Origin of the sequence: Nocardioides sp. URHA0020, assembly GCF_000620705.1 — a bacterium.
Lineage (GTDB): Bacteria > Actinomycetota > Actinomycetes > Propionibacteriales > Nocardioidaceae > Nocardioides.
The window spans coordinates 370,423-387,360 of the sequence record NZ_KK211169.1 but is presented as its reverse complement, the minus strand read 5'-3'; the positions used below and the strand labels follow the sequence as shown (position 1 = coordinate 387,360).

The window sequence follows — 16,938 nt, the reverse complement described above, 5'->3', positions numbered from 1 at the left end:
GGTCACCCGCAGCGCTGGGTCGACGGCAGGCCGGCGGCGTACGTCGTGTCGGGGGTCGTCGCGTCGGAGGACTTCGCGGTCCTGCTCACCGGCAGGGAGAGTCCGGTGTCGAGCAGGACCGTCTTGCCCTGCTTGATCGCGACGCTGTAGCGGGGGTCGATCCGCACGTCGTGGTCGTCGAGCCAGGAGACGAACTCCTTCTCCCCGGCCGCCTTCGCGTCGTCGTCGGAGGGCGAGCCGCCGAGCGTCTCGCGGCCCACGGCGAGCTCCGCCGCGGCCACGTAGGTCTCGGCACCCTCGACCTCGATCAGCGCGTCACGCTCCGCCGGCTTCAGCGCGGTGAGCTTCGCGCGGACCTGCTCGACCGCGTCGGCGTACGACGCGTCCGCCTCGACGCCGTGCTCGGCGAGCAGCTGGTCGGCGGCGGAGCGGAGCGCGACGCTGCCCGCGACCCGGCCGTTGATGTAGTGCCCGGCCAGCGCCTGGCCCTGCAGCTGCGCCTGGGCGGAGCCGCAGTAGTCGGCCGCCAGCTCGGCGACCTGCCGGGTCGAGGTGGTGTCGTCACCGACGCGGACGGCCACGCCCGGGTTGAGGTCGGGGACGGCGCCGCAGCCGGTCAACAGCACCGCAGCGACGGCCAGACCGGCCAGCGCACGCACTCGGGTCACTTCTGCTCCTGGGGGTCGATCACGGAGTCGATCACCTGCCGGGCCCATTCAAGCAGGGCGATGCCGGAGATCGGCTGACCGCCGATGCCGGAGGTCTGGGGTCGCGGCACCAGGATCGTGCTGACCGGCGCCTTGACGATGGACTTCGGGTAGAGCCGGTTGAGCCGGACGACCCGCGAGTCGGGCAGGTCGACCGGCGCGAAGCGCACGTTGCGGCCCGCGATCGTGATCTCCCCGATGCCGGCCTGCCGGGCCCGCGCCCGGAAGCGCGCGACCAGCAGCAGCGAGACGACCTCGATCGGCGGCTCGCCGTAGCGGTCCAGCAGCTCCTCGTTGATCTGGTCGACGTCCTCGTCGGTGCGCACCTCGGCCAGCCGCTTGTAGATCTCCAGGCGGAGACGCTCGCTGGTGATGTAGCCGTGCGGCAGGTGGGCGTCGACGGGCAGCTCGACGCGGACCTCGTTGAGCTCCGGCTCACCACCGTCGCCCTTGAACTCGGCGACGGCCTCGCCGACCAGCCGGACGTAGAGGTCGAAGCCGACGTCGGCGATGTGGCCGGACTGCTCCCCGCCGAGCAGGTTGCCCGCACCGCGGATCTCGAGGTCCTTCATCGCGATCGCCATGCCGCCACCGAGGTCGGAGTGCTGGGCCAGCGTGGCGAGCCGCTCGTGCGCGGTCTCGGTCAGCGGCTTCTCCGGCGGGTAGAGGAAGTAGGCGTACGCGCGCTCCCGGGACCGACCGACGCGACCGCGCAGCTGGTGGAGCTGGGAGAGGCCGAGGGTGTCGGCGCGCTCGATGATCATCGTGTTGGCGTTGGAGACGTCCAGGCCGGACTCGACGATCGTCGTGCAGACCAGCACGTCGAAGCGCTTCTCCCAGAAGTCCAGCATCACCTGCTCGAGCTGGTGCTCGCCCATCTGGCCGTGCGCCACCGCGACCCGGGCCTCGGGCACCAGCTCGGTGATCCGGGCGGCCGCCTTCTCGATCGAGTTGACCCGGTTGTGGATGTAGAAGACCTGGCCCTCGCGGAGCAGCTCGCGGCGTACGGCGGCGATGATCTGGCGGTCCTCGTAGGCACCGACGTAGGTCAGCACCGGGTGCCGCTCCTCCGGCGGCGTGGTGATCGTGGACATCTCGCGGATGCCGGTGATCGCCATCTCGAGCGTGCGCGGGATCGGCGTGGCCGACATCGACAGCACGTCGACGGAGGTGCGCAGCCGCTTCATCTGCTCCTTGTGCTCGACGCCGAAGCGCTGCTCCTCGTCGACGATGATCAGCCCGAGGTCCTTCATCCGGATGTCGGGGTTGAGGAGCCGGTGGGTGCCGACGACGATGTCGACCGAGCCCTCGGCGAGCTCGGCGATCACCTGGCGGGCCTCGGCGTCGGTCTGGAAGCGGCTCAGGCCCTTGAGCACGACGGGGAAGCCGCTCATCCGCTCGCTGAAGGTGCTGAGGTGCTGGGTGACCAGCAGCGTCGTGGGCACCAGGACCGCGACCTGCTTGCCGTCCTGCACGGCCTTGAAGGCGGCACGCACGGCGATCTCGGTCTTGCCGTAGCCCACGTCGCCGCACACCAGGCGGTCCATCGGGATGGTGCGCATCATGTCGCCCTTGACCTCGTCGACCGTGCTGAGCTGGTCGGGGGTCTCCTGGAAGGGGAAGGCGTCCTCGAGCTCGCGCTGCCACGGCGTGTCCGGCCCGAAGGAGTAGCCCTGCGTGGCCTGACGGGCGGCGTACAGCTTGATCAGCTCGGCGGCGATCTCGCGGACCGCCTTGCGGGCGCGGTTCTTGCGCTTGGTCCAGTCGGCGCCGCCGAGCCGGTCCAGCGACGGCGATTCGCCGCCGACGTACCGGGTCACCTGGTCGAGCGCGTCCGCCGGCACGTAGAGCCGGTCGGGCGGGCCGCCGCGCTTGGACGAGCCGTACTCGAGGACGAGGTACTCGCGCACCGCTCCCCCGACCTCGCGCTGCTTCATCTCGACGAAGCGGCCGACGCCGTGCTGCTCGTGGACGACGTGGTCGCCGGCGCGCAGCTCGAGCGGGTCGATCTGCTTCTTGCGCCGGGCCGGCATCCGCCGCATGTCGCGGGTCGAGGCCTTCTGCCCCGACAGGTCCTCGCCGGTGAGGACCGCGACCCGGTTGAGGTCGTCGACGAAGCCGTGCGTCGCCGCGCCGCAGGTGATCGTGACGACGGCGTCGGTGAGGTCGGTCGCGGCCTCGAGGTCGTCGACCACCCGGGCCGGCACGTCCTGCTCGGCCAGCACCTCCCGCATCCGCTCGGCCGGACCGTGGCCGGCGTGCAGCACGACGACGCGGTAGCCGTCGCGGCGCCAGCCGGCGATGTCGCCGATCGCGCGGTCCATCTCGCCGCGGTAGGCGTCGGCCGGCCGGGCCGGCAGGCCGCGGCTGTGGACCGCGCCCGCGATGACGTCCACGTCGGTCTCGGCGGTGTCGATCCCGAACGGGCTGACCGACCACCACGCCTTGCCCTGCGCGAGCGTGTGCTCGCGGACGTCGGCGATGGCGCGGTACGACGCGGCGCCCAGGTCGATCGGCGCCGTGCCGCCGCCGGCGGCGGCGGCCCAGCTCGCGCCCAGGAACTCCTCGCTGGTTGCCACCAGGTCGTGCGCGCGGCTGCGCGCCCGCTCGGGGTCGAGCACCAGCACGTGGGTGTCGACGGGCATCAGGTCGACGAGCAGCTCCATCTCGTCGACGAGCACCGGCGCGAGCGACTCCATGCCCTCGACCGCGATGCCGGCCGCGATCTTGTCGGTGAGCTCGAGGAGCTGCGGGTGCCGGCGGCCGAGCTCGGCGGCCCGCTCGCGGACCTCGTCGGTGAGCAGCAGCTCGCGGCACGGCGGGGCCCAGAGACGCTCGACCTTCTCGAGGGTGCGCTGGTCGGCCACGGAGAAGGTCCGGATCTCCTCGACGTCGTCGCCCCAGAACTCCACGCGCAGCGGGTGCTCGTCCGTCGGCGGGAACACGTCGACGATGCCACCGCGGACGGCGAACTCGCCGCGCTTCTCGACGAGGTCGACCCGGGAGTAGGCGGCACCCGCGAGCCGGCGTACCACGTCCTCCAGCGGAGCGGTGTCGCCCGGCACCAGCTCGACCGGCTCAAGGTCGGCGAGCCCCTTAACCTGCGGCTGCAGCACCGAGCGGACCGGCGCGACGACCACCCGCAGCGGCCCGTTGGAGGCGTCCGTGCCGGGGTGCCGGAGGCGCCGGAGCACGGCCAGCCGCCGCCCCACGGTGTCGCTGCGCGGGCTGAGCCGCTCGTGCGGCAGCGTCTCCCAGCTCGGGTAGTAGCCGACCAGGGCGGGGTCGACCAGGTCGCCCAGGGCGGCCACCAGGTCCTCGGCCTCCCGCGCGGTGGCGGTGACGGCCAGGACGGACCGGCCCTCGCGGACCAGGCCGGCCACGACGTACGGCCGCATCGCCTCGGGCCCGGTGAGGTCCAGGGTGGGCAGGACTCCCTCGCGGGCGTCCACCATCGCCTGCGCCAGCGTGGGGTCGGCGAGGACGGCGTCGGCGAGGCCGGACAGGTGCACGAGAGGGGCCTTTCGGGGCGGGGCGGACAACACGACAGCCCCCGGTCAGCAGCTGACGGGGGGTGACGCACCGAGTCTACGTGCGCCCGCCGACAGCCTCCGGCTCAGTCGTCGTCCTCGTCGGCCCAGCCGGCGTCCTCGTTGCACTCGATCTGGGGAGGCTCCTCCCCCGAGGTCGCCATCACGCTCATCGCCGGGAGCTGGGTGCCGCGCATGTCGAAGGACAGCGCCCCCTGCCGCGACCACGCGCCGGCCCGGTCGCGGTAGAGGTACCCGCTGCGCTGCTGCACGCCGACGGTGTACATGCACTCGTCGAACTGGGTGATCTCCTCGACCGGCTCGATCAGGTCGTCGAGGTCCTCGCGCAGCGACGCGATCGAGCTGCGGACGTCGGCGCGCACCTCGCTCGCGGACGGCCGGGCCGCCGTCCGGTCGACGCTCTCACCCGGCTCGGTGCCGCACTCGCGGGTGCCGAACGGACGGTTGCGGCCCTTGAAGACCAGCAGCTGGTAGTCGGGGTCGTCCCACTCGCTGGAGTCGATCCCGATCGCGGGCCGGTGCAGCACCACGCCGGCGGGCTTGGTGCGGAAGCCGAGGTCCTGGCGGGTGTCGCCGTCCTCGGTGACCGGCAGCCAGGACAGGCAGGACTCCCACTCGTCGAAGCGGTCGGTCTTGTCCTCGATCGCCTTCACGACGCGTTCGATCCGCGCCAGCCGGCGCAGCCGGAGCCGGTCGCCCGACAGCGTCGAGCGGGCGGCCATCCGCGCGTCGGCGCCGGTGCCGTTGGCGTCGGGCGCGGCGCTCAGGCAGCCCCGCGACGTCGACATCCGCAGGAGCACGGCGTCCGCGGACCGGAGCGGCGCCCGCACCAGGGCCGCCCGCAGGTCGAGGCCGGTGCCGTCGCGCTCGTCGTACGAGAACCCCCAGCGGTGCTGGACGTCGCCGGTCGTCCTGATCCCGACGTACGACGTGCAGCCGAGCAGCTGGTCGAAGCGCCTCGCACCGTGCAGCAGGCCCTCGGCGCGCGACGCCAGGCGGGAGATCTGCGTGTCGAGGGACGCCGCCGCCGACCGTCGTACGACGGGCGCGGGCAGGGTCGCGACGCTGCTGGCGACGGGACCGGGGTCGGGCTCGGGACCGAGGTCGGGCAGGGACGTCGGTCCCACCGGCGGGAGCACCGGGTCGGGCAGCGGCGGCTGGGCGGACTGCACCGCACCGATGTCGCAGGGCTGCTGGTTGTCCCGCAGCTGGTCGAGCGTGTCGCGGGCCAGGATCCTGTCCCAGTCGACGTAGCCGACGAGCAGCTGGCCCGCGGGCAGCGGGTCGGGCAGCACGCCGCGGCACGACCCGCTGGGGATCCGGGCGCGGACCGGGCTGTCGGCGTCCGGCATCAGCACGAACCCGAGCGGGTGACCGTCGATCTGGGTGAGCCTGGGGTTGTCGCCCAGCACGTCCTGCGGGCTCTCGAGCTCGCACGAGTCGTCGGTGTAGAAGTTGTAGCCGCGCGAGAGCGAGTCGTAGACCCGGCAGCTCCGGTGCGTCGGGATGGTGTCGCCGGTGACGCCCTCGGACACCGGTGGCCCGATGATCGAGCCGAAGACGTCGAGCCGGCGGGCGCTGCCGACGTCCCCGGCGACCGGCGCGATGTTGCGGACGATGGTCGAGGAGATGACGTTGGTCCGGCCCGCGGAGAGGATGCCGCCGCCCTCGCCCTCGGCGTAGTTCTGGGTGATCGTCGAGTTCACGACCGTGAGGTTGCCGCGCGCCCAGACGCCGCCGCCCGCGTGCGCGACCGCGAGGTTGCGCGCGATGTTGGAGTTGACGACGAGCACGTCGGACTCACCCGAGATCGCGCCGCCGCGGTCGTCGGCGCGGTTGCCGTTGAGGGTCGAGCCGAGCACCGCGACGTCACCGTCGAGGGTGAAGATCGCGCCGCCCGGGCCGTCGGCGTCGCTGCCGTCGATGAGGGAGTCGATGACGGTCACGTCGCCGTCCTCGTCGGCGTACAGCGCCCCGCCGTCGCCGTCGGTCGTGTTGCCGTCGACCATCGAGCGCACCACGAGGATGTCGCCGGTGGACCCGATCGCGCCGCCGGAGCCGTCCACGAGGTTGTTGCTCAGCACCGAGTCGTAGACCTGCACCCCGCCGCGGCGGGCGTAGATCGCCCCGCCGTCGTCGTTCGCGAGGTTGCCGTTGATGTGGCAGCGGTGGACGGTCACCCGGCGCATCGAGAAGACACCGCCGCCCGGCTCCTCGGCGAGGTTCTGGGTGATCCCGCAGTCGGCGAGGGAGATCTCGCCGCGCGACGTCAGCGCGGCGCCGGGACCGTCCGAGCCGCCCCGGCTCAGGAAGATGTCGTGGATCGAGAGGTAGCCGGTCCCGTCCTGGCGCAGCACCCGCTTCTCGAAGCAGGCCTGCCGGATGGCGTGCCCGTTGCCGTCCAGCTCGAGCGGGTACGGCGACTCGCGGATCGGGTCGCCGACCAGGCAGTTGCGCAGCACGATGTCGGCGCCGAGCTCGATCCGGCGCCGGGTGGGGTCGGCCCAGGCCTTCCGGAAGGCGACTTCGCTGCGGATCGCTCCCGGCCCCACCCGCTCGGCGGTCGCGGTCGCGGTCGCGGCAGTGGCGGGCGTCGGTCCGGCGGGCTCGCTGGCAGCGGGCTGGAGCGTGACGAGCGCCGGGATCACCGCGGCGAGGAGCAGCAGCACGAGACACGTCCGGAAGCGCACCAGTCACACCCTCCCCACGAGGTCGCTCCCACGATAGGAGCCGCGGCGCCCGGATGCGGGCGAACCGCCGGTCGGGGGGACTCCGGGTTGAGACGGGAGCTGAGGCCCTTCCAGCCGCCGGGACCGACCGGTCCGCGGCCCGGACCCGGCTAGCTGGTGCGGTCGGCGTACGCCGTGGCGGCGGCGTAGACCGAGTCGACGTAGGCCTGGGTGTGGTTGTAGCCGAAGACGGCGTCGGCCCAGCCGGCGCCCGTGCTGAGGTCGTGGCCGTCGGCGCAGAGGTAGCGGGCGGCGGTGAAGGCGGCGTCGTCGAGGTCGTTGGGGTCCGCGACCCCGTCGCCGTCCCCGTCGGCGCCCCAGGTGTCCCAGGTCGACGGGATGAACTGCAGCGGCCCGACGGCGTGGTCCCACGTGCGGTCACCGTGCCAGGTGGCGCTCTCGGCCGTGGAGCGGATGGCGGCGAAGCCGCCCTTGCCGTTGAGGGCGGGCCCGAGCACCGGCTCGGAGGAGTGGCCGTCCTCGCCCAGGGTCCGGCCGCCGATGGTCCCGTGCTGCGACTCGACCCAGCCGATCCCGGCGAGGGTGGTCCAGCCGACGGTGCACCCGCGCGGCTCGGAGAGCTGCGCGTCGGCGTAGGCGCGTACGGCGGGCGCCGGGATGCCGGCCAGGTCGGCGATCTTGGCCACCCACGCGGGGTCGACCTCGGTGGGCGCCGACGGGGCGTCCGGCTGGGGCGCCAGCGTGGTGTCGGGGCGCGGCGCCTCGACGTACTGCTGCTGCTGCTCGGAGAGGACCAGCGGCTGCCGGGCCAGGACGGTCTGCGAGGCGGCGTACCCGAGACCGGCGACGATGACCAGCGCGGTGGCGAACGTCGCGATCAGGCGACCAGCCGTCATCGGCGGCACCTCATCCGAACCGACCGTGCACGTAGTCGCTCGTGCGCTGGTCCTGCGGGCTCTGGAACATGGCAGCAGTATCCCCGTGCTCGACGATGACGCCGGGAGTGCCCTGCGCAGCGAGGAAGAAGGCGCAGGTGTCGGACACCCGCGCGGCCTGCTGCATGTTGTGCGTGACGATGACGATGGTGACCTCGTCGGCGAGCTCGCGCATGGTCTCCTCGATGACGCGGGTCGAGGTCGGGTCGAGCGCCGAGCAGGGCTCGTCCATGAGCAGCACGCGCGGCTTGATCGCCAGCGAGCGGGCGATGCACAGCCGCTGCTGCTGCCCTCCGGAGAGGCCGCCGCCGGGTGCGTCGAGGCGGTCCTTGACCTCGTCCCAGAGGCCGCCCTTGCGCAGGCAGGACTCGACCAGGTCGTCCTTCGCCGAGCGCGACACCTTGGTGCCGGTGAGCTTGAGGCCGGCCAGGACGTTCTCGCGGATCGACATCGCGGGGAACGGGTTCGGCTTCTGGAAGACCATGCCGATGGCCCGGCGCGCGTCGATGAGCTTCTTCTCCGGGTCGTAGATGTCCTCGCCGTCGAGGAGCACCTCGCCGCCGAGCTGGGCCGACGGCACCAGCTCGTGCATCCGGTTGAGGATCCGCAGGAACGTCGACTTGCCGCAGCCCGAGGGCCCGATCAGCGCCGTGATCTGGCCGGCCGGCATCGTCAACGACACCCGGTCGAGCACCTTGCGCTGGCCGAACCAGGCGGTGATGTCACGGGCCTCGATCTGGGCCAGCGCGGCCCGGGGCGCCTGCGGCGGCCCGGCGATCGCCGGGATGACGGTGGTGTGGTCGGCAGAGATGGTCATCGTCGTTCCTGTACGTCGGTGCTGCTGGATGTCCGGTGCGGGGTCGGCGCCGGCCCACCCGGAGGTGGACCGGCGCCGGGTCGTGCGTGGCGTTCAGGAGGTCACTTGACGATCTTGACCGTGAACGTCTTGGTGCCCGCCAGGTGCTTCGCGTCGCCGGCGTAGGCGATGGTCAGCTTGTAGGTGCCCTTCGTCAGCTTGGGCAGGCGGATCGCGGCCTTGCCGGCCTTGAGGGTGGCCGTCCTGAGGACCTTGGCGCCCTTCTTGATCGTCACCTTGCCGGTCGCGCCCTTGACGGTGACCGCGCCCTTGACGACGGCCGTCCGGACCTTCTTCTTGAGCTTCACCTTGGCCGGGAACGTCTCACCGATCACCGGCTTGGTCTTGACGACCGGAGCCTTGACGGTGACCTTCACGGTGCCGGTCGACTCGAGGAAGATCGAGTCGTTCGGGCTGTAGACCGCGGTGTAGGTGTGCGAGCCGGGGGTGACCGAGGACCTGCTGAGCGTCGCCTGGCCGGAGACCAGCGGGACGTCGGACGCGACAGCGGTCTCGCCCTCGAAGAACGACACGGTGCCGGTCGGGGCCGTCGTGCCCCTCACCTTGGCGACGACCTTGACGGCCTTGGCGGCCGGGCTGGTCGCCGTCACGGCGGTCTTCGTGGTGACCGGCTCGTTCAGCGTGAAGTTGCTGGTCGAGTCGACGCCGGCACCGCAGACGCCGCCGTGTGCCTCGGTGGCCAGCTGCTTGAAGCCGCTGTCCGCGATCAGCTGGTTGGCGGCCGCGGAGCAGATGAACCCGTCGGGGCCGAAGACGGCCTGGATGTTCGGCTTGCTGAGGTCCAGCCCACGGACGACGTTGTAGACCGCGCGCTTCTCGGCGAAGCCGCCGACGATGCGGACGGTGCCGCCCTTGAGCTCGGCGCGTCCCTTGGAGATCGGGACGATCGCGTTGGCGTCGCTCTTGACCAGCGAGTCGTCGTGCTCCTGCACGGTGTCGTTCTGCGTGACGCAGCCGGCGTAGCTGAAGTCCGTGCCACCGTTCGCGGCGACGAGCACCTTCTTGAAGAACTTCGCGGTGCCGGAGCCCGACTGCGGGGCGAGCGGCTTGATGGTGTCGCCCGACGTGCCGCCGACCTGGTTCCACTTGGTCGACTCGCACTTGTAGATCGACACCAGCTGCTGCGCCGTCAGGCTCGCGGGCGCGTTGGAGACGGTCAGGTTGGACACCGCGGTGACGACCGTGTCGAGCGCGAACGGGATCGCCTTGAGGCTCGCGTTGACGTCGTCGACGTCCAGCGAGTCGGACGAGCGGGCGAAGTCGACCTCGCCGTTCAGGTCCTGGGTGAGGCGGAGGGTCTTCCGGCCGGCGCCGGAGCCGTTCGGGCGGGGGATCTCCTGACCGCCCGGCAGGGTGATCGTGTTGCCGGGGAGCTGGGCGTGACCGGCCTCCGTCGCGGCGTACGACGCGATCTTGAACGTGTGGCTCGGGTCGGCGTTCCAGGCCTGGGCGATCAGGTGGATGGCGTGCTGGGTCGTGTCGGATCCGACGCCGACCAGGTCGGTCACTACCGGGGTGACCCCGGTGGTGTCGTCGGGGTCGGACCGGTACTCGGCCGACGCGGGACCCGCCGTCATGACGAGCGCGGACCCGGCGATCACCGTCGCGAGGGCTACCGCGAGAGACTTGCGTGCTGACATCTGAAGGATTCGCTTCCTGTGATGTTGTGCTGAGTGAGTCGTGCAGGTGAGTCGTGCTGCTCGCCGCCCCGAGACGGCGATGCCGATGAGTCAGATCAGGTTGGGCAGGAGCCGCATCACCACGTCCGTCGACGCCCAGGACAGGGCGATCACCACCGGGGTGGCCACCACCCAGACGAGCGCCGTCGACCATCGCTGACGGGCAGCGACGACCCCGAGGGTCAGCGCCAGGAGCAGCGCCAGGCAGAGGGCCAGCAGCGGCAGTGCCGTGCTGTCCCTGGCCATCGACTGCTCCGACCGGGGCACCGCCGGTGGACGACCGGACGGCGCGGGGAGGCCCTTCTTCGCATCGGCGTCGACGTAGACGACCGACTGCGGGGCCAGGGCGCCGAGACGGCCGGAGCCCTCGGCGGTGACCAGGGTGAGCCGGGCTGCTCCCGCCGCCGGTGGCTGCGGGAGCGGGTCACCCGCCCGGCGGACCCCGCTCACCTCGAAGACGGTCCGGCCCTGCCCGACGGTGACCTCGATCCGGTCACCGGCCCGCAGCTTCGTGAGGTCGCCGAACGGCGCGCCGTACGTCGCCGCGCGGCCGTACACCACGGACGTGCCCACCTGGCCCGGCAGCGGCGTGTCTCGCCGGTGCCCCGGCCCGACCAGCAGGTCACCCGACGCCGTGCCCTCGATGACGACCTGCTCGAGCCCGAGGCTAGGCACCTCCAGGACGGCCACCGGGTCGCCCGCGGGCACGATCGGTCCGACCGGGGCCGTGGCCGCACCGAGCTCGTGACGGAACTGGTCGTAGAGCAGGTCCTGGGCGCGGCTCTGGGAGATCGAGGACAGGAAGAGCAGCTGCACCGCGACCCACAGGCAGACGATGGCGATCATCGTGAAGGCCGACGACAGCACGGCTGCGGTGCTCTCGGCGCTCCCCGGAGGACCGGCCGGTGCCGGCGCGGGCCGGGGCCGCCTCCGGGCCGGGGGCTTCGCCCGGGTGAGGCGGCGCGGCTGCTGCTGCTCCGCCCCGGTCGCGGAGGCGCGATCCATCGTGGTGCTCATCGCCGGCCCCGGAGGAACGGGGCGCCGGCCCGCAGCAGTGCGGTCGAGGCGCAGCCGATCGCGCCGAGCAGGATGAGGGCCGGGAGCAGGCCGCCCGCGAGGTCCGACCCGACCGACTGGGTGGCCGGCATCGGGGTGGCCGCGGTCGGTGCCGACGGGCTCACCGACGGTGAGGGTGCGACCGACGGAGCGGGATCACCGGGCGCGGCGTCCGGCGGCGTGACCGGGGCACCGACACCCGACCCGTCGCCACCGCTGCCGTCGACGCTCGGGGACGGCTTGGCGGTCGGCTCCGCGGCCGGCTTCCGCTGGGCCTCGACGGCGTCGGCCACCGTCTGCGCCGAGGCGTAGTACCGGGCCGTGACGCCGGACCGGCGGATGGGCAGGAACCCCTGGGGCAGCTCGCCGTTGCCGCTGCCCGGTCGCTGCCCCTCGCTCGTCGAGACCCGGATGAACTTCGCCACCTTGGCGGCGTCCTTCTTCGGCAGGTTCTGCAGCCGCGCGGCCGTGTAGACGACCATCGCGCCCGGGTAGGCGGTCCGCGACCTGCGCACGTCGGCCTGGTCGAGGACGAAGGGCCCGTACTTCTGCTGCTGCTTGCTCAGCCTCAGCGCGGCGGACAGCGACCGGTCGGTGGGCGCGACGTACGTGCCCTTCCTCGTCTCGAGCGCCGAGGTCCGCAGCCCGTAGCGCGCCGCGTCGCCGAGGCTGACGATGCCGAGCATGAAGCGGGCGCCGTACGACTGGCGGTCGACGCGTCCGACCTTGTAGGTGTGCGGGGAGGTGCTGACGTCGGTGTCGCAGCGCGTCTGCGTGTTGGGCCACGAGTCCAGGAGCGCCGTGGCGATCTTCGACAGCGTCGTGACCGGGGCAGCCAGCAGGCTGAAGTAGTTGGGCGGGTTCGCGTCCCAGCACTCGATCGAGGTTTGGGGCACGAACGTGTCCAGCAGCGGCCACTCCGCGGTCGGCAGGGTGATGTTCCGGTACGACGGGTTGACCTTCATGCCCCACGGGTCCGCCTTGCCGCGGATGAAGGCCGTGGCCTCGGCGTCCTGGGCGATCCAGGAGGTCAGCTGCTCGATGATGTCCGAGGAGTTCGACAGCGACAGCAGGGAGGCTCCGGCCTCGCTCGCGTTCTGGCTCAGCCCGGGGTTGAGCCTGACGAACTCGGGGTCCGCCATGATCCCCCACGGGTTGCTGCCGATCCCGGGATGGTCCTTGCCGAGCCCCGAGCCGAGGTAGGACTGGGTCAGCAGCTTGGCCACCAGCCGGGCGTTGAGCCGCAGCCGCGTGTACTCCCCGGCGTTGTCGGGCCGGTCGATGAGGTAGCTGATGCCGAAGCCGGTGACGGCCGTCGGCGCGTAGCCCACCGGGTCCGTCCCGGCCGGGTGCTCCGAGGAGACCTCGGCGGCCGCACCCTCGCCGTTGCGCATCAGGTTCCAGCCCGCCTCGTCGGGCATCTGGTTGAGCTGGAACTTGAACCGCTTCTTGTTCAGGCAGTACGCCGGCGACCACTGCAACGCGGCCTGGGACAGCAGCTCGGAGCCGTAGAAGCCGGTCGGTGCCCGCGGGTCGAGGATGTCGCAGGTGTCGGGCGGCAGCCCGAACGTGATCGGGATGACGAACCGGTTGCGCCAGTTGGACTCCGACCACCACAGCGCCGGGGAGACCGCCTGGTCGACGGCGAGGTTGACGAAGTTGCTCGAGCCCGGCGCCCACTGCCCCGTCTTGCGGCACGACTTCTCGACCGGCGTGAGGTTGGTGGGGTTGGCCGCCGACGCCTGGTCGCAGCTGACTCCGGTGATCGGGACCACGACGATCGAGCACGCCGTCGTGTCGTTGCAGCCCAGCGACTCGTTCTCGACGTCGCTGCGCACCTCGAACTGCGCCGAGCCGTTGCCGTCCGTGTCGGTGTAGCTGGCGATCTCGGCGGCCGGGAAGGCCGCCTCGGCGGCCGCCTCGGGCGGCATGTGGTCCTTGTCGCAGGCGGAGTAGACCTTGCCCTTCTTGCTGACGAAGGGCGTCAGGTGCGTGTAGAAGTCGCCGTCGCGCAGGATCGAGGGGCACTGGGCCGGCGTCGGGAAGTCGGCCGGACCGCTGACCTTCTCCTTGTCCGCCGGGTCGGCGTACCGGTCGTGCGTCCAGGTCGCGTCGCTCGCGGACCGGGAGACCTGGGAGCGCTGGGAGAACGAGGACGTCCAGCAGGTCTCGGGAGTGACGGACGCGCCGGCGCCGCGGCACTGCATGATGACGACCGGGTACTCCTGGTTCAGGCCGCCGACGCCGTACGGGTCACTGGCCCGTCCGGCGCTCGGCTGGGCGCCCTTCCAGCTGATCGCGATCCGCTCGCGGCCGCGCAGGTTCTTGGTGTGGTCGGCGTCCACCGTCACCTTGAAGGGGTCGGTGAAGGGGTAGCCGCGGGTGCTGCCGTCGTTGTCGACGACCGAGCGCTGGACCGACTTCGTCTGCTTCCAGCCCTCGTCGGAGACCGCCGCACGACCCACCGTCTGCGGTCCGGGCGCGGATCGGTAAGGCGCGCTGTGGGCGTCCGGCTGGTGGGTCAGGGCGGAGCTCGGCCCGGCGGACGCGGCCATCGCCACGGTGACGAGGGCGAGACCGGCCAGGACGGCGCGCTGCCGGCGGCGCATCACGGGCGCGGCCCGATCTGCGGGCGGCGGCGCCGCATGGAGACGACGTACAGGCCGGGCACCAGCACCAGCGCGAGCAGCTCGAGGACCGCCAGCCAGCCGAACGTCCTGTCGTCGGAGGTCCGGCTCGCGGCCAGCTCGGTGGGGTCGGCGTAGATCTCGTCGCTGCTGGTGGCGGTGGTCGTCCCGCCAGCCGCCGCGACCGCACCGGTCTCGGGGTCGACGGCCGCAGGCGGGGCGTCGGTGCCCGCCGCGGCCCCACCGGCATCGGCGGCGCCGGTCGCGCCACCTCCCGGGGTGCCGCCGGCGGTGCCACCCGTCGCCTTGCCGCCCCCGCCCGTGGTGTCGTCGTCGGTGCTCGGCTTGTTGGTGCCGGTGGGCGTGCCGCAGGGGCCGGCCCCGGACTTGTCGCACGCCGCGGGCTGGGGCGCCTTGTCGGCGAGCACGTTGCGGTTGAGGTTCTTGCCGTCGAAGGTCGGGTTGTTGCACGAGCGGACGTCGCGGTTGGTCAGGTTGACCTTCGGGTCCGCCTTCTTCAGCTTGGCGAGCTGCTGGAAGCCGGCCTGCACCAGGTTGAGCGGCAGCGACGAGTAGCCGTACGCCCCGGCCTTGGTCTGGCCCGAGCACAACGAGTAGTACATGAAGTCGGCGAGGGTCTGCCGCTTCGCCGTCGACATCCGCGAGTCGTCGGCCCCGGTCGGCAGGATCATGTAGGAGTACGAGGAGATCGGGTACGACCGCGGGTCCGCGTTGTTGTAGACGCCGTCCAGGATCTGGGTCAGGTAGAGCTGGCTCTTCTTGTCCTGGTTGATCTTGGCCTTGGTGAGGGCGACCGCGGTGTTGTACTGCGTCGGCTCGACGAAGTAGCCCGCCTTGTTCTCGACCTTGACCACCGGGTAGTCGGCGTTGATCGGGTACGAGTACTCGACGTACCCGATCATCCCGTTGCCGGCAAAGCCCTTGATCGTGTTCATGACCTGGTCGGAGCCCGCCTGGCTGACCATCCGGTCACCCTTCTTGGGGTAGTACGACGTCAGGCCGGACTGACCGAAGTACGGCCGCCAGGTGCCGGGGTACTGGTGGTCCATCCAGGTGGTGAACTGCGCGGTCGTGCCGGAGCCGTCGGAGCGGACGACCGGGATGATCGGCAGCGAGGGGAACTTCCGGCCGTTGTTGTCCTTGGCGATCGCGGGGTCGCTCCAGTCGGTGATCTTGTTGGTGAAGATCTTCGCGAGGGTCTCGCCCGAGAGACGGAGGTTGCGCACCAGCTTGTTGCCGATCTTGAGCTGGTAGGTGAAGGCGGTGCCGCCGGCCACGATCGGGAGGTAGGCGAACTCGCGGCCGTTGCTGGAGTCGGACTGGCCGCGCTCGTCGGTGCCCTGGTAGGGGATCTCGGAGATCGCGAAGTCGGTGCTGTCCTGCGAGAAGTCCTTGCGGCCCTTGGTCGAGCCGCCGCCGGTGTAGACGACCTTCATGCCGTTGGCGTCCACGTCGGCGATCCACTGCTGGAGGATCAGCTCCGACCAGGTCGAGCCGGTGCCCTCGATCTGGGCGTAGACGGTGGCGTGGGCCGAGGTCGAGGAGCCGACCAGGAAGCTCATCGCCAGGGCGACGGCGACCAGGACGCGGCTGACGACTCGGACGGGGCGGATCACGGGTTCTCCTCGGTGCGGGCGGACTGCGGTGCGGTGCGCTGGGTGCGCTGGGGCTTGGTGCGCTGGGGCCGGGCGATCAGGCGGGCGACGACGAAGAGCACCATCACGACGGCGAGCAGCACGGTGGCGCCGGCGAAGGCACGGGCGACGGCGTTGGGCTCTCCGGTGCGGACCAGGGAGTAGACGAAGAGCGGCAGCGAGTTCATGACGCCGTCGGTCGGGTTGACGACCAGGAACTGCGCGTTGCCGGAGGTGAGCAGCACCGGGCTGGTCTCGCCGATGCCGCGCGCGATGCCCAGGATGCAGGCGGTGGCGAGGCCGGGGCGTGCGGTCGGCAGCACGACGTGCCACACGGTGCGCCACCGGCTGGCACCGAGGGCCAGGCTGGCCTCCCGCAGACCGCCGGGGATGACGCGGAGCACGACGTCGGAGGCGCGGGCGATGATCGGGAGCATCATCACCGAGATCGCCAGGCCGGCGGCGAGCCCGGAGCGCGGGTAGCCCAGCGCCACGATGAACACGGTGTAGATGAAGAGGCCGGCGACGATCGACGGCAGCGCCGTCATCGCCTCGACGACCGTGCGCACGAGCTTGGCGAAGCGGCCGCCGACCTCGGTCATGAAGATCGCGGTGCCGATCCCGAGGGGCAGCGTGATCGCGACCGCGATGCCGACCTGGATCAACGAGCCGACGATGGCGTGCAGGACGCCACCCCGGTCGAAGGAGTCCTTGGGTCCGACCCCCGACATGTCCTCGGTGAAGAAGTTGACGTGGATGAGCGCCGCCCACCCCTTCACGGTCACGAACACCACGGCGCTGATCAGCACGGCGCCGACGACGCCGGCACCGACGGTCATCACCGTCGCGGCGAGCCGGTCGCGGGCCTCGACCGCGCCGCCGCTCATGGCCGCCGTCACCGCGGTGACCGCCAGGGTGGCGACCAGCCAGACGACCAGGAACCACGGCAGCCCGGCGAGCGGCAGGATCCGCTGCGTGATCAGCCAGGCGATGCCCAGACCCGAGGCCACGCTGCCGATCCGGACGAACTTCTCGTCGACGGTCAGGCGTCCCAGCGACGCCCGGGGCACGGCGGGAGCCGCGTCATCGTCGTACCGCGGCAGGAAGGTCTGGCCGACGGTGCCCGCTGCGGGGACGTCGGTCTCGGGGGCGAGCGTCATC

At 71.9% G+C, this 16,938-nt stretch carries 10 protein-coding genes; all 10 read right to left on the bottom strand.

Going from position 1 to position 16,938, the window contains the following annotated elements:
• Window positions 1–2: 2 nt before the first annotated feature.
• On the bottom strand, window positions 3–668 hold the full coding sequence (locus tag N542_RS0116690) for a hypothetical protein (protein WP_155993161.1): 666 nt from the start codon (window positions 666–668) through the stop codon (window positions 3–5).
• Window positions 665–4,219: a transcription-repair coupling factor gene (gene mfd, locus N542_RS0116685; RefSeq protein WP_028644903.1), complete on the bottom strand. Its 3,555-nt coding sequence runs from the start codon at window positions 4,217–4,219 to the stop codon at window positions 665–667. The genes N542_RS0116690 and mfd overlap by 4 nt, the downstream gene beginning before the upstream one ends.
• Window positions 4,220–4,323: 104 nt before the next feature.
• Window positions 4,324–6,948 carry a right-handed parallel beta-helix repeat-containing protein gene (locus tag N542_RS0116680; RefSeq protein WP_155993159.1) on the bottom strand — a complete coding sequence of 875 codons (2,625 nt, stop codon included), beginning with the start codon at window positions 6,946–6,948 and terminating at the stop codon, window positions 4,324–4,326.
• 149 nt (window positions 6,949–7,097) lie between these two features.
• Complete coding sequence (locus N542_RS0116675) at window positions 7,098–7,844, bottom strand: lytic transglycosylase domain-containing protein (RefSeq protein WP_028644901.1); 747 nt, start codon at window positions 7,842–7,844, stop codon at window positions 7,098–7,100.
• Between the two features lie 10 nt (window positions 7,845–7,854).
• A complete protein-coding gene (gene pstB, locus N542_RS0116670) occupies window positions 7,855–8,700 on the bottom strand; it encodes a phosphate ABC transporter ATP-binding protein PstB (RefSeq protein WP_028644900.1) in 846 nt (281 codons plus the stop codon).
• Window positions 8,701–8,801: 101 nt separating this feature from the next.
• Complete coding sequence (locus tag N542_RS0116665) at window positions 8,802–10,400, bottom strand: Ig-like domain repeat protein (RefSeq protein WP_028644899.1); 1,599 nt, start codon at window positions 10,398–10,400, stop codon at window positions 8,802–8,804.
• A 90-nt stretch (window positions 10,401–10,490) separates the two neighbouring features.
• Window positions 10,491–11,444 (bottom strand): class E sortase, encoded by a 954-nt coding sequence (locus N542_RS25300; protein WP_197025993.1) that lies wholly within the window; start codon window positions 11,442–11,444, stop codon window positions 10,491–10,493.
• Window positions 11,445–11,452: 8 nt separating this feature from the next.
• The gene (locus tag N542_RS25295; RefSeq protein WP_036508223.1) at window positions 11,453–14,104 is read right to left on the bottom strand and encodes a hypothetical protein; all 2,652 of its coding nucleotides are present in this window, start codon (window positions 14,102–14,104) and stop codon (window positions 11,453–11,455) included.
• Entirely contained in the window at window positions 14,104–15,759 is a 1,656-nt protein-coding gene (locus tag N542_RS0116650) for a substrate-binding domain-containing protein (RefSeq protein ID WP_028644898.1), read from the bottom strand. The genes N542_RS25295 and N542_RS0116650 overlap by 1 nt, the downstream gene beginning before the upstream one ends.
• Complete coding sequence (pstA, locus tag N542_RS25290) at window positions 15,756–16,937, bottom strand: phosphate ABC transporter permease PstA (RefSeq protein WP_051551927.1); 1,182 nt, start codon at window positions 16,935–16,937, stop codon at window positions 15,756–15,758. The genes N542_RS0116650 and pstA overlap by 4 nt, the downstream gene beginning before the upstream one ends.
• Window position 16,938: the final 1 nt, after the last annotated feature.